Raw genomic sequence first — 13,924 nt, 5'->3', positions numbered from 1 at the left:
TCGAACAAGCGGGTGCTTGTTTGATCAGGGGTTCGTATCTGGAGGCCATCATGAAAGAAATCCGGTTCCTGCCTGACGAGCCGGCCTACTGCGCAGCGGGGCCGCGTCTGCAATGCCGCGCGTCTGTCGATGGCAGCTCCGCAAGCTACGCGATCACTGCAGAGGCACTCGAAGACCATTTCGGTGCGCGCTCCTGCCGCTCGGATGATCTGCTCGCCGCGTTCAATGTGCATCGCGGCGATATCGAAAATGTCGCACGCATGCTGTTCGAGCAAACCGGCTCCAAGGAGATTACGCTGCACAGCGGGCACTTCCGCTTCGCCGGCTGACGTGGCTGTCATGAGCACTCGCTCCATGCCCGCGGTTGACGCCGCCGTAGTGCCACAGGGATGCCTCAGCTTCAAGGCGCTTGGCATTGACACGTGGCAGGAGCACGTCATCTACATGCATCCGGACAGCGCGATCTGCCGGTCGGAAGGCTTTACCGCGCAGGCCCGTGTGGAAGTCCAGATCGGGCAGCGATCGACGATCGCCACGCTGAACCTGGTCGGGTCGGAGCTGCTAGAGAGGCATGAGGTGAGCCTCTCGGCCGCCGCGGTCGATGCGTTGATGGCACGCCCGGGTGACGAGGTCTGCGTCAGGCATGCGCCGTCGCTCGAGTCTTTGCGTGCCTTGCGGGCCAAGATCTACGGTGGGCATCTGGACGCCAGGCAGCTGCACGAGATCATTGCGGACATTTCGAACGAGCGCTATGCCGATGTCCATATCGCAGCCTTCCTGAGTGCCTGCGCATCGGGCCGCATGACCATCAAGGAAACCATCGATCTCACACAGGCGATGGTCGACTCGGGCGAGCGCCTGCAGTGGGATCGCGCCGTCGTGGCAGACAAGCACTGCGTGGGCGGGTTGCCTGGCAACCGCACGAGCCCCATCGTGGTAGCCATCTGTGCGGCGGCGGGGCTGCTGCTGCCCAAAACGTCGTCACGCGCCATCACCTCGCCGGCAGGCACCGCAGACATGATGGAAACGCTCACGCGCGTCAACCTGACCGCTGCGGAACTGCGATGCGTGGTGGGGCAGGTCGGGGCATCGCTTGCGTGGGGCGGGGCGCTGAGCCTCAGCCCGGCGGACGACGTGCTGATTCGCGTGGAAAGGGCGCTCGATGTCGACAGCGATGCCCAGTTGGTGGCGTCCATTCTCTCCAAGAAGATCGCGGCCGGGTCGACCCACGTGTTGATCGACGTGCCCGTGGGCCCGACGGCGAAAGTCCGCAGTGTCGAAGACCTCGAGCGCTTGGAACTGCTGCTCAAGCGCGTGGCCCAGGCGTTTGGTGTGCAGGTGTTGATGGTGCGCACGGATGGCGCTCAGCCCGTTGGTCGCGGGATCGGCCCTGCACTGGAAGCAAGAGACGTTCTGGCCGTGCTGCAGCGGTCTCCTACGGCGCCGTTCGACTTGCGGGAGCGGTCTCTATTGCTGGCCGGCGCGTTGCTGGAGTTCTGCGGCGCCGCTGCTGCCGGAACGGGGCTGGACATGGCAAGCGGCCTGCTGGACAGCGGTGCTGCGTGGCGGAAGTTCGAAGCGATCTGCGAGGCGCAGGGTGGCTTGCGCATCCCCGGCGAAGCCGTCTTCCGCCGCGACGTAGTTGCCGATCGAAATGGCGTCGTCACGAACATCGACAACCGCCACCTTGCCCGCATCGCAAAGCTTGCGGGCGCGCCGATGCGTCAAGTCGCGGGGGTGGAAATCCATGTACGACTGCGGGATCAGGTGAGTGTTGGGCAGCCGCTGTTCACCATCCACGCGCAGGCCTCGGGCGAGCTGGAGTATTCGTCGGCCTACGCGATGACGCATGCTGTGGTGGATTTATCTCCGATGGGAATCGTTTGATCTTGATTGCACATCGTTGGTGGTGCGGCATCGTCAAATGAAAGGCACATTGCGTTACAATCCGCGCATGCCACGTGCGACTGCAAGCCTCTCGCTTCGGGCAATGCTGCTGTTGACCATCGTGTTGATGCAGCTGCTCAGCCCGCTTCTGCACGGCCATCTCGGAACACCGAAACAATTTGGCCTGCACGTGCACACCGCACTTCCTGCTGCGGTTGATTCTCATTTCTCGTCCATCTCGTTTGCCCATCGGCCTTCCGCTGAAACGTCGGCCACGACCGATCTCCATGGCCTGGCATTGACGAGTCAGGAACCGTTCGAAGTGGATGTCGAGCCCGCCATGGGCCCGGCGGACCTCGCCGCCTTTCTTTGGGCAGCGGCGGCCGCTGGCGTTTCTGCGCTGACGTTCCTCCTCCTCGCGGCGCTTGCTCGCGCCGCTGCATTGCGTCCCGCCTATCGGCCAACGCCCGTTCGAGCGCGCTGGCGGGATCGCATCAACCGGCCACCTCCGTCCCAAGCACCTCCGCTGCAGTCCTGATCCGTACCCGGTTGACGGCCGGCGTGCGCGTGGCTCCGCAACTTGTTGACTTGCAACAAGCCCTTCGTGTCTGGGTTGGCGATGATGAATGTGTCAGAAGCGCTGTCTTTTGCCGCATTGCGCACGCCCAACGCTACACGGCGGTAGCCACACCGCTCTCCACTGGCCATCCACCGCAAGCGTTTGTCGTTCGCGTCGCATGCAAGCGCTGAGCGACGGTTGATTTTCAGGTTGCTCCGCGTACGCGCGGCAATCAGGGGCGGCGCCCGCAGCGCGCCTCCGAGGATTGGAGTCAGGCATGTCTTTCAAACGAATCTTCACCGCCAGTGCGTGTGTTGCGCTGATCGTGTGCCCGCTCGGGCAGGCCGTTGCCCAAGCAGGTGCCCAGGCGGTGCCGCTGTCTGCGGAGCAGGCGCGCTCGCTTGGCGTGCGCTTCAGCCCGGTCGACAGTGCTTCCGGGCTGGAGGTGGGTACGCACGCGCGCGTCGTCTTCAAGCCGGATGCGCAATATGTGGTGGCGGCGCCGTACGCGGGCATGGTGCCCCGGGTGTTGGTGTCGGTCGGACAAACCGTCCGCACGGGCCAGCCGCTGGCGGGTTTTCTGAGCCCGCAACTCTTCGAAACGAGCCGCGCACTTACGGAAGCCAATTCGCAGGCGCGGCTCGCACAGCAGTCGCTCGCGCGCGACAAGGCCCTCTACGACGACGGCATCATCGCTGCGAGCCGCTGGCAGGCAACGCAGGCGCGGGCCGCTGAAGCCAGCGCCATGGTCAAGGCGCGCAGGGCGGAGCTGGCTTCCGCAGGCATCGCGTTCAGCGGCGCAGGCGGTGAGGCGCAATTGATTGCCAGCCGTGGCGGTGTCGTGTCCGAAGTGAACGCCGGTCCGGGCGCGCGAGTGGAAGCGGCGGCACCGCTTTTCAGGATCGTCGACCCGGCTGCCCTGGAGCTGGACCTGCTCGTCGGCCGCGATATACCGGTACCGGCAGCAGGCGATCGGGTGGAGGTCGCACAACGCGGCGCGGGCGGCACCGTCATTGGTGTCGCGCCTTCCGGTGACGGCACGGCAGGCGTACGGGTGCGCGCATCGCTGGAGCGACGTGGAGACCTGCGCGCCGGAGAGAGTGTCAACGTCACGCTCAAGCTGAGGGGGCAGGCCAACGCGAGCGCCCCCGGCCTGCTGCGGGTGCCTGTGGCTGCGTTGGCCTATGTGCGCGGCGTACCGGGCGTGTTTGTCGCGACCGATAAAGGCTTCCGCTTCCAGGAGGTCGCTGTCGCCAGTACGGACGACGCCATCGCCGTCGTTCGTGCCAACCTTCCTGCCGGTGCGCGCGTAGCGGTGGCAGGTGTCGGTGCGCTCAAGGGCTTGCTGGCGGGAGAGCAGTGATGTTGCCCCGCCTGATTGAGTTTTCGTTGCGCCAGCGCGTGCTGGTGCTGATCGCGGCTGGCGTGCTGTCAGCGGCTGGCGTCTGGGCGTATCTGAACCTGCCGATCGACGCGTTTCCCGATATCTCGCCGACGCAGGTCAAAGTCGTCCTGAAGGTGCCGGGCATGACGCCAGAGGAGGTTGAGCAGCGCGTTTCGACGCCCATTGAGCAGGAACTGCTCGGCCTGCCGCACAAGACGATCGTGCGCTCGGTGTCCAAGTACGGCATCAGCGATGTGACGGTCGATTTTGAGGAGGGCGTGGACGTTTACTGGGCACGCCAGCAGGTGTCGGAACGCCTGGCCGGCTTGGCGCGAGATCTGCCATCGACGGCCGTGGGCGGCCTGGCGCCCATCACCACGCCGCTCGGCGAGATGTTCATGTTCACGGTGGAGGGCGATGGCTATTCCCTGGCGGAGCGCCGACGTGTGCTGGATTGGGTGATCCGGCCGGCGCTGCGCACCGTGGCGGGCGTGGCCGACGTCAACGCCCTCGGCGGCGAGGTGCGCAGCTATGAGGTGACACCCGACCCGGCCCGATTGCGCGCACGCGGCGTCACGCTCGAACAATTGCGTCAGGCGCTGGACGCCAATAATCGCAACGACGGAGCAGGGAGGCTGGACCGCGGAGACGAGCATTGGGTCGTGCGCGTTGAAGGTGGCGTACGCGGGCTGGAGGATTTGCGCGCGATTGTCGTGGCGCCGGCACAGAGCCTGTCTTCCGCGCCTGCGGTCACGGTGGGCGATGTTGCGACCGTGCGGATGGGTGAGGCCACCCGCAACGGCGCTGTCAGCAAAGACGGCAACGGTGAGGCCGTTGAAGGACTGGTCCTGGGCCTGCGCGGCAGCGATGCGCGCAAGCTCGTGGAGGCGGTGCAGGCGCGGCTCGATGCGCTCGGCCCGCAACTGCCAAAGGGCATGTCGACCCACGTCTTCTACAACCGCGGCGAACTGGTCACCCGGGCAGCCAATACCGTGGTTCGCGCGTTGATTGAAGCCAGCGTGCTGGTCGTCATCACGTTGTACCTGTTCCTGGGCGGGGTGCGGGCGGCGCTCGTTGTGGCGGCCACGCTGCCGCTGTCGATGCTGGCGACGTTCCTGCTGATGCGCTATGTGGGCCTGACGGCCAACCTGATGAGTCTCGGCGGTCTGGCCATTGCGCTGGGCATGCTCGTGGACGCCGCCGTCGTCGTGGTCGAGAACATCGAGACGGCCATGGCGCGTGCGCAAGACCACAAGACAGATCCGGCGTTGCGCGGTGCGGTCATCCGCCATGCAGTGGCAACGGTGGCGGTACCGATGCTGTCGGGCGTGTCGATCATTGCCATCGTGTTTCTGCCGCTGCTGTCGTTGCAGGGCCTGGAAGGCAAGCTCTTCGGACCGGTGGCGCTGACCATCGTGCTGGCGCTGGCCTCGTCCGTGGTGATTGCGTTTACGGTGGTTCCGGCGCTCGCTTCGTTGCTTTTGCTGGCGCATGCAGACGAGCCGCCGTGGCTGATGCGCAAGGTCGCGGGCGGCTTTGCGCGAATCAGGCATGGACGACGGCGCATCGCCGCACGGTGTTCGGTCTGGCCGGACTGGCGCTCGCGCTGGCCGTGGTGCTGTACATGTCGGTCGGCAAGACGTTCATGCCGACGATGGATGAGGGCGATCTGATCGTCCAGTTGCAGAAGGCGCCATCCGTTTCGCTCGCGGCGTCGCTCGACATGGACCAACGTGTGCAGCAGGCGCTCCTCAAGGAGGTGCCGGAAATACGGTCGATCGTTGCGCGCTCGGGGTCGGATGATCTTGGCCTGGACCCGATGGGCCTGAATGAAACCGATACGTTCCTGGTACTCAAGCCAAAGGACCAGTGGCGCGGCAGCAAGGAAGACATCGCGATTGCGATCCGGCGTGTGATGGAGCGCTTTCCCGGCGTCATCTATGGCTTCACGCAGCCCATTGAGATGCGTGTCTCGGAGATGCTGACCGGCACGCGCGGCGACGTTGCCATCAAGCTGTTTGGCAGCGACCTTGCCGCCATCGACGCAGCCGCGCAGGCCATCGCTGCGAAGGTCCGCACCATTCCCGGTGCAGCCGAGGTGATTGCGCCAAGCAACAGCGGCGTGCAGTACCTGAAGGTGTCGCTGGATCGCGCTGCGGTCGGTCAGGCCGGCTTCTCCGGCGATGCCCTGCAGGCACAACTGCGCGCGCTGATCGAGGGTGACCGGATTGGCGTGGTGCCGGAGGGCATCGTCCGCACGCCGCTCATCTTGCGTGGTGGAGCAGGCTTGCGGCAGGCCCCCGAAAACCTCACCAGCCTTCTGGTGACGGCACCCGACGGCAAGGTATGGCCGCTCACGTCCTTGGCGCGCATTGAACGCGTGGATGGCCCCGTGCGCATCAACCACGAAGACGGCGCCCGGTTTGCCGTGATCCAGGCCAATGTCGATGGTCGGGACCTCGCAGGTTTCGTGCAGGAAGCCCAGGCAGCAGTCGGTGGCATTGGCACCTTGCCGAAAGGGCTGCGCGTGGTGTGGGGCGGTCAGTTCGAGAACCAGCAACGCGCCGCGGCCCGCCTTGCGCTGGTGGTTCCACTTGCCCTGGGCGCGATCTTCCTCTTGCTGATGCTGACGTTCCGCTCGGTGCGCCAGGCCGTGCTGGTGGTCGCCAACATTCCGTTCGCACTCGTGGGTGGCATTGCAGCGCTGCGGATATCGGGCGAGTACCTCTCGGTGCCGGCCTCCGTGGGCTTCATCGCGTTGCTCGGGATCGCCGTGCTCAACGGCGTGGTGCTGGTGTCGCACTTCAACACGCTGCTGGAATCCGGTATTGGCATGGCGCAAGCTGTGCGCGACGGCGTGCGAGACCGCCTGCGGCCCGTCCTGATGACGGCCTGCATCACCGCGCTGGGCATGATTCCGCTCCTGCTGGCCAGCGGGCCAGGGTCAGAAATTCAGCGGCCGCTGGCGGCCGTCGTATCGGGCGGGCTCATCTCTTCGACCGCGCTGACGCTGCTTCTTCTGCCCCTGCTGTTTGAACGTTTTGGGTTGCCTCGGCCGCGCGCGGCCGCCGGGCAGGGAGATTCACAATGAGGTTGGAACTGTTTCGCATCGTATTGGCCGGAGCGGGCGCGATGCTGCTGTGGACTGCCGCGGCGCAAGCGCAAGGGCAAGGTTCGCCCAGCTATCTACCCGCCGAGAACGGCGTGCGCGAGGCCGTCGCGCAGTCGCCCGACGTGCTGGCGGCAGAGGCCCGCCGCGATGCCGTACTGGCCCGCGCTGAGGGCATCCGCGTCGGCACGGCGGAAACGGTGGTGCGTGCCATTGGCCAAGGCCGACAAGTGCGCGACCCTTCCGAGCGCCATGCCGAAGGGCAGATTGCCGTGGAACGACCATTGCGGCTATGGGGCAAAACGCAAGCCGATGGGCAGCTTGCCGATGCGGCTGCCGAGGCCGGCCAGCTTGCCGTCAAGGACGCGCGCCATGAGGCATCCCGGCAGATTCTGGCCCTCTGGTTTGCAGCCGTGCGCGCAGGGCAGGCACGCCAGGCGGCGCAGGAAAATGCCAAGGCCGCCGCCGATCTGGCGACGTTGACAGCGCGAAGGGTACAGCTGGGGGATGCCTCCCGCCTGGAGGCCGAGCTGGCCGCAGCCGACCGCGCGCGCATGCAGGCCGCGCTGGCGACCGCCGAGGCAGCGGAACGAACAGCGCAGGCAGAGCTGCAAGCCCGGTTTCCGGGACTGGGCCATCCCGCATTTGGCGCCGATTCCGCGCTCCCAGCGTTGCCACGCGATCCACACGATCCACCAGATCGTCTACGCACCCAGTACATCCAGGACAGCCACGAATACCGGCTCGCCATGGCAGAAGAGGCGCAGGCGCAGCAGATGGCCAAGCGTGCCGATCTGGACCGTCGGCCCGACCCGACAGTCGGCATGTTCGTTACGGTGGAGCGCGGCGGTGCCGAACGCATCATGGGCGTCAGCGTTGCCATGCCGATCGGGTCGGCACATCGTCGCACAGCGGCGGCGGCGGCCGCTGCCGATGCGGAAACGGCGGCACGGCGCAGGCTGGGCGCGGAGCGGCGGCTGGGAGCCGAATTCGACGTCCTCTACGGCAACTTGCAAGGCAAGCGGGCGAGCGCGCAAGCGCAGATGGAAGCGGCTACGCTGCAGAAAAGCGCTTCCGACAGGGCGACCCGTGCGTATCGCGCAGGGGAGTCGGGCCTGACGGAGCTATTGGCCGCGCGCCGCAGTCTGGCCGAGGCGCAACTGGCCGAGCGGCTTGCCCGCGTCGACCTGCTGGAAGCCGACAGCCGCCTTCAACTCGATCTGCATCGGATGTGGGATTTCGACGATTGACCTGCAACCGCTTGACCGCTCACTCAACACATTCTGGATAACGCTATGCAAACAGAACTGAAATATTCGCCCACGATGCGCGCGCTCCATTGGCTGGTGGTCCTGGCGGTGTCGATCGCCGTCGTGGCCATCGAAATCATGGATTTCTTCCCGAAAGGCAGTGCCGAGCGCGCAGCGCTATTTATTGTTCACCAGACAGCGGGCCTCTCCGTGCTCGCCTTGATGGTGTTGCGCCTGTTGGCCCGGGTGGCCACGCAGGCCCCGCCACCGGTTCCGGGCACACCGCTAGTGCAGCTTGCGGCGCGACTCACGCATGGCGCGCTCTACGCCCTGATGGTCGGGATGCCCGTCCTGGGCCTGTTGGCACTGGCCTGGGGCGGCAAGCCGATTCAACCGTTCGGGCTGAATCTGCCGCTGGCGCTCACGCAAGACAAGACCTTGGCGCACTGGTCCAAGGAAATTCATGAGTCGGGCGCCACGCTGGTCTATATCGCAGTCGGGCTGCATGCCGCTGCGGCGCTCTGGCACGAGTTCATCCTGAAGGATCGGCTGCTGCGCCGCATGCTGTAGTCAACATGGGCACATGAGCACATGAAGACTGCGCCGACCACGGACTCCACGATGCACTCCACGCGCTTGCTCGCCAACGTTGCGTTGCTTGCCGGGTCGGCGCTGACCTTGGCAGCGGGGTTATGGGCGCGGTATGTCGGTGCCGATGCGCTGGCGCAGCAACTCTGGCTGATCGGCGTGGTGCCGAACTGGCTCGCCTTGGCCGTCACGATTGTCCAGTCGCTGATGCGACGGCAGGCCGGCGTGGATGTTCTGGCGGTGATGTCGATCAGCTTTGCGCTGCTGTCTGGCGAGGTGCTGGTGTCGGCGGTCATTGCGTTGATGCTGGCGACGGGCCGCACGTTGGAAGACTTTGCCCAGGCGCGCGCGCAGCGCGAGATGACCGCGTTGCTCGGCCACGCGCCCAAGCGGGCGAATCGCTTCGACGACGGTCAGTGGCGCCAGGTCAGTCTGGAGACGGTGCAAGTCGGTGACCGGTTGCTGGTGCGACACGGCGAAGTCGTGCCGGTGGACGGCACGCTGTCCGAGCCCGCCGATCTCGATGAATCCACGTTGACCGGAGAATCGCTCACCCGTCATCGTTTGCCCGCAGATGCCATTTGCAGCGGCGTGCTCAATGTGGGCGCCGCTTTCGAAATGATCGCGAGTGCGTCAGCCGAGAAAAGCACGTTTGCCGGCGTTGTCCGCCTCGTCGGTGCCGCGCAGTCAGAGCGCAGCCCTTCCGTGAGGCTGGCTGACCGATATGCCTTTGCCTTTGGCGGCGTCGCCATTCTTCTGGCCGGGGCAAGCTGGATCCTCACGGGTGATCCGGCGCTTTGTCTTGCCGTGCTCGTTGTCGCCACGCCGTGTCCGTTGATCCTTGCGGTGCCGGTCGCCATCGTTTCCGGGTTGTCGCGTTGCGCCAAACGGGGCGTACTGGTCAAAGGCGGGAGCGCGCTGGAGCGACTGGCATTGGCCGACACGCTGTTCTTCGACAAAACGGGCACGCTCACCAGCGGATATGCACGATTGGTCGACATTGAATGCGCACCGCAGTACGCGCCGGATGTTGTGCTTGGGCTTGCGGGCTCACTCGCGCAGGCGTCGAACCACGTTACGGCCGAAGCCGTCGCCAAGGCCGCGCGGGAGCAGGGCGCCACGCTGCGATTGCCAAGCGCCGTTGAGGAGAGCCCAGGCGCCGGCGTCTGCGGCCGCGTTGAAGGGCATGTCGTTTCCATCGGCGCGTTGCCTTATGTCTTGGGTTCGGCCGCCGTGCCGGCCTGGGTGGAAGCGTTCGTCAAGCGCGTGAGCTATGGCGGTGCGTCAGCCGTTTTTGTCGGTGTGGATGGCGCACTGGTGGGCGCATTGCAGTTGATCGACCGCGTTCGCCTTGAAGCGCCACGAGCGTTGCGCCTCCTGCGCCGAGAGGGCATCGCACGGCAGGCGATGTTGACCGGCGATCGGGCAGACGTTGCGGAATCGGTCGGATCCATGCTGGGGGTGACGGAGGTCTATGCGGCGCTGTCGCCGGCGGCCAAGCTCGCGGCGATTCGGGATGCCCGCGCCAATGGCACGGTCATCATGGTCGGTGATGGCGTCAACGATGCGCCTGCGCTGGCCGCGGCGGACATTGGCGTGGCCATGGGTGCACGCGGCGCTGCCGCCTCTTCGGAGGCCGCGGACATTGTCTTGCTGGTGGACCGCCTGGACCGGCTCGTTGATGCGGTCCGGATCGCGCACCGCACACGCCGCATCGCGTTGCAGAGCGTGATGATCGGCATGTCGTTGTCGCTGGCCGCCATGGTTGTCGCAGCGCTAGGCCATCTACCGCCGTTGGCGGGCGCGCTGCTGCAGGAGGTGATTGATGTATTGGCAATCGCCAACGCGTTGCGGGCGCTACTGCCCGCACAAGACGAGGCGACCCGTTCAATGATCTCTGCAGACGTCGAACGTCTGAAGGCCGAACACGCCGAGCTGGAGCCCATTCTCGGCCGCATCCGCGTCGTCGCAGACTCGCTGCCGCATATGGCGGGCGCTGCGGCGAAAGCCGCGCTGCTGTCGCTCAACCAATCCTTGGCAGATGTCCTGCTGCCGCATGAGCGCCGAGACGATACCCAGCTGTACCCGGACGTCGCGCGCCTGCTCGGCGGAGACGACCCGATGGCGGCAATGAGCGCCATGCATCGCGAGATATTCCGCGTGACGAACCTGTTGGGCCGTATCGTGGCGGATGTTTCCCCGGACGGACCCGATGCCGCTGTGACACAAGAGCTGCAACGCCTGCTGTACGGGCTCGATGCCATCCTGCGGCTGCATTGCGCGCAAGAAGACGAACTGTTCCATGTGCTGGGTGGAGAGGCCTGAACGCCATGACAAACCTGCTCGCGTTGTTCGCGACCATCTTCTTGCTGAACGTGATGCCGGCCTTCGCACCGCCCACGTGGATGGTGATGTCATGGGTTGGCTTCTCGCGGCCCGATGCGAACCCGGAGCTTCTTGCGGGCGTTGCTGCCTGCGCGGCAACCCTTGGGCGCTTGGTCCTTGCGAGGCTGTCCTGCACGCTTGTACGCAAGCGCTGGATGCGCGAGGCGGATCGTCAGAACGTCGACGTGGTGCGAGGCTGGTTGGAAGAGCGCAAGGGTATGACGGTCGGCCTGATGCTCGCCTACGCCTTCAGCCCGTTTCCGTCCAACTACATCTTCATTGCGTACGGTTTGACCGGGATGCGGCTATGGCTGATCGGCGTGCCGTTCTTCATTGGCCGCTGGATCAGCTATCTGACCTGGACGCACATTGCCCAGATCGGCGCCCGTTATCTGGATGAGGAGACGGAGATCGACGGGGCGTATATGGGCGTGTACTTCGTCGTGTCGCAGGTCGTGTTTCTCGCGCTCGTTTATGGGTTCGCCAAAGTGGATTGGCGGCACTTTTACAAACGAAGCGTCTGCGCTGGCGGCACCGGGCATCGCTCGCATCGGCATCCGAAGACACACAAACAAAAGCAGGGCGATGAGTTGAGTCTGGCCGAGCTGGCCCGGCACCGCAGCGACAATGCGTTTTTTACCGGCGCCTGGGCGCCACGTTTGCACCCATGGGAAGTCCATCCTGACGTTGCGCCCGCGGTAAAGGTGCGGCCGCGTCTGCAACACCCTACAATGCCGTGGCTGGCGACCTGCCGGCTTCCCCACCTGGCGGCTCTAATGCAACTGCCCTACGGCGTATTAAAGGTCCTTCCTGAACCGTATATCGTCGTAGACGAGCGGCTCTTCATCGTTTTCGCGAATACGGCGGCGCGCGACACGCTCATGCTCCCGCTTCAAGAGGGGCAAGCGCTCGATCTGCAAGCGGATACGCTTCTCGATGCCATTTTGGGTGTCATTCAGCGCGCTTCTGCGCAAACGATTGAACTCCATGGGCGCAGCGGTGCCCGCTTCCAAGCGGAGATCCTGCCTGACGGCGAAGAAGCGTCGCCCGGCCGCGCCATCATCCGGTTCCACCGCGTTTCTGAGCACCGCCGCGGCAGTGGCCGCGCTGACGACGCGTTTCAAGACGAAGCCATGCTTCGCATGGCGGTTGAAGCGGCCGAGATCGGCACGTTCTACTGCCCGATGCCGCTGGACAAGATCGTCTGGAATGCCAAGTGCAAAGAGCATTTCTGGCTTCCGGCCGATGCCGAGGTCGATATCGGCGTTTTCTATGCGCGGTTGCATCCAGACGATGTCGAACATACGCGCGAGGCCGTCGAAGCGGCCGTGTACCGCGCCATGCCGTATGACATCGAATACCGCACGCTGTCGCCGTCGGGTGACGTGCGTTGGGTGCGGGCGATGGGCCGCACGCGGCATTCCGAATCGGGCGACCCCGTTCAGTTTGACGGGATCACGATCGACATCACCAAGCAGAAACTGGTGGAAAAGGAGCGGGACCGGCTGCTGGAGCACGAGCGGCTTCGCCGTCAGGAAGCGCAAACCGCAAGCTCGCTCAAGGACTCGTTGATCGCCACGGTTTCGCATGAACTCCGCACGCCGCTCAATGCAATCAAGGCCTGGACCGAGGTGCTGGCAGCCAAGGCGGCCGACCCTGAGGCTGTCATGCGGTGTGTCGAGGTGCTGCATCGAAACATCGATGCACAGGCACGACTCGTCGACGATCTGTTGGATGTCAATCGAGCCGCAACCAACAAACTGGTCATTGAAACCGAGCCGCTGCGCATCGAGAACATTGTCTCGGCGGAGGTCCAAAGTTGGATGCCGATTGCGCAACGCAAGCAGATCGATCTGCGCTATCGGCTCGAAGCTGGGGGCGCCGTGGTGGGTGACGCGGTACGTCTGCGCCAGATCATCTCGAACGTGCTCAGCAATGCAATGCGCTACACGCCTGCGGGCGGGCACATCGATGTTGTTGTCACCTTGGACGGCCCCATCGTGAAGGTCGCAATGTCCGACAGCGGCAAGGGCATCCCGCCGGAGAAGCTGGAAACGATTTTTGAGCCGTTTGCACAGCTGGGTGCGTCGCGTCCCAAGGATCACGGCGGGTTGGGTCTCGGGCTCGCCATTGCGCGCAAGCTCGCCACGCTGCACGGCGGCACGTTGACAGCGACGAGCGCCGGCGAAGGGATGGGCGCCACATTCGTGCTGGCTGTGCCGCTTGAGGCCGTCGGCGCTGCGACGATGGGCGCGGTCGGCTCCGGCTCGGAGAGTCTTCTGGCAGAAGTGCCAGTCGCCGCGTTGATGCTGGCGCCGCACACCGCTGTATCGGTGTCGTGACATTCCCAACGGCGATTTCATTGCCAAGGCGTAGCGGACTTCTTTTGCTTTGACGCGTTTGCTCGGCCCGTGAGTCGGGAATGCGTTGGTATTTGTGTTCGAAATGGCGAGCGGAAGGACACAGAACACGGCCTTGCATCCCTATACTCGGCACTGACTCCATAGCCAAGCTGAGCGCCAATGTCGCCGGCCAGTTTCGTTTCATGAATCGGGAATATCGCGCAGCCGGCGTGGCCATCGCGGGTGGCGGCACGACGGCGCTCGCCGGCGTCTTGGCTCAAAGCGCAACCGGTGGACCACGGCGTTCACAGCAACTTGGTCGACTGGCTGGACAACGCCGGGCAGGGGGCAGATCCGCAAGGGGAGGGCGCTGGCAGAGGAACTTGATGCGCCGAGGACGTGCGTGCGCGGCTGGAGACG

Annotated in this window: 8 protein-coding genes and 2 pseudogenes; all 10 read left to right on the top strand. The window is 65.1% G+C overall.

Annotated features, from left to right (window positions below; translation table 11 throughout):
* Positions 1-50 precede the first annotated feature (50 nt).
* The 10 genes and pseudogenes from OWR21_RS08985 to OWR21_RS08940 all read left to right on the top strand — a co-directional run bounded on the left by OWR21_RS08985 (position 51) and on the right by OWR21_RS08940 (position 13,504).
* On the top strand, positions 51-329 hold the full coding sequence (locus OWR21_RS08985; protein WP_147217034.1) for a DUF1488 domain-containing protein: 279 nt from the start codon (positions 51-53) through the stop codon (positions 327-329).
* Between the two features lie 10 nt (positions 330-339).
* Positions 340-1,887 (top strand): thymidine phosphorylase family protein, encoded by a 1,548-nt coding sequence (locus OWR21_RS08980; RefSeq protein WP_332395037.1) that lies wholly within the window; start codon positions 340-342, stop codon positions 1,885-1,887.
* The gene (locus OWR21_RS08975) at positions 1,850-2,425 is read left to right on the top strand and encodes a hypothetical protein (RefSeq protein WP_332395036.1); all 576 of its coding nucleotides are present in this window, start codon (positions 1,850-1,852) and stop codon (positions 2,423-2,425) included. Before OWR21_RS08980 ends, OWR21_RS08975 begins: the two co-directional genes overlap by 38 nt.
* 298 nt (positions 2,426-2,723) lie before the next feature.
* The gene (locus OWR21_RS08970) at positions 2,724-3,809 is read left to right on the top strand and encodes an efflux RND transporter periplasmic adaptor subunit (RefSeq protein WP_332395035.1); all 1,086 of its coding nucleotides are present in this window, start codon (positions 2,724-2,726) and stop codon (positions 3,807-3,809) included.
* Positions 3,809-6,921, top strand: a pseudogene (locus OWR21_RS08965) (efflux RND transporter permease subunit). Before OWR21_RS08970 ends, OWR21_RS08965 begins: the two are co-directional and overlap by 1 nt.
* On the top strand, positions 6,918-8,189 hold the full coding sequence (locus OWR21_RS08960; protein WP_332395034.1) for a TolC family protein: 1,272 nt from the start codon (positions 6,918-6,920) through the stop codon (positions 8,187-8,189). Before OWR21_RS08965 ends, OWR21_RS08960 begins: the two are co-directional and overlap by 4 nt.
* 45 nt (positions 8,190-8,234) lie before the next feature.
* The gene (locus tag OWR21_RS08955) at positions 8,235-8,759 is read left to right on the top strand and encodes a cytochrome b (protein ID WP_316898034.1); all 525 of its coding nucleotides are present in this window, start codon (positions 8,235-8,237) and stop codon (positions 8,757-8,759) included.
* A 51-nt stretch (positions 8,760-8,810) separates the two neighbouring features.
* Positions 8,811-11,102, top strand: coding sequence for a heavy metal translocating P-type ATPase (locus tag OWR21_RS08950; protein WP_332395038.1), 2,292 nt, complete (start codon positions 8,811-8,813; stop codon positions 11,100-11,102).
* A 5-nt stretch (positions 11,103-11,107) separates the two neighbouring features.
* A pseudogene (locus tag OWR21_RS08945) lies at positions 11,108-11,674 on the top strand (hypothetical protein); the annotation flags it as partial.
* A 219-nt stretch (positions 11,675-11,893) separates the two neighbouring features.
* A complete protein-coding gene (locus OWR21_RS08940) occupies positions 11,894-13,504 on the top strand; it encodes a sensor histidine kinase (RefSeq protein ID WP_332395033.1) in 1,611 nt (536 codons plus the stop codon).
* Positions 13,505-13,924: the final 420 nt, after the last annotated feature.

It is taken from the genome of Ralstonia sp. 1B3, from assembly GCF_036631435.1.
This window is presented reverse-complemented; position numbering and strand designations above follow the sequence as displayed.

What these genes read in the sequence shown, in the direction of transcription:
- OWR21_RS08940 (WP_332395033.1), top strand. Translation starts at nt 11,894, where the DNA reads ATGCCGTGGCTGGCGACCTGCCGGCTTCCCCACCTGGCGGCTCTAATG.
- OWR21_RS08970 (WP_332395035.1), top strand. Translation starts at nt 2,724, where the DNA reads ATGTCTTTCAAACGAATCTTCACCGCCAGTGCGTGTGTTGCGCTGATC.
- OWR21_RS08985 (WP_147217034.1), top strand. Translation starts at nt 51, where the DNA reads ATGAAAGAAATCCGGTTCCTGCCTGACGAGCCGGCCTACTGCGCAGCG.
- OWR21_RS08975 (WP_332395036.1), top strand. Translation starts at nt 1,850, where the DNA reads ATGCTGTGGTGGATTTATCTCCGATGGGAATCGTTTGATCTTGATTGC.
- OWR21_RS08960 (WP_332395034.1), top strand. Translation starts at nt 6,918, where the DNA reads ATGAGGTTGGAACTGTTTCGCATCGTATTGGCCGGAGCGGGCGCGATG.
- OWR21_RS08955 (WP_316898034.1), top strand. Translation starts at nt 8,235, where the DNA reads ATGCAAACAGAACTGAAATATTCGCCCACGATGCGCGCGCTCCATTGG.
- OWR21_RS08980 (WP_332395037.1), top strand. Translation starts at nt 340, where the DNA reads ATGAGCACTCGCTCCATGCCCGCGGTTGACGCCGCCGTAGTGCCACAG.
- OWR21_RS08950 (WP_332395038.1), top strand. Translation starts at nt 8,811, where the DNA reads ATGCACTCCACGCGCTTGCTCGCCAACGTTGCGTTGCTTGCCGGGTCG.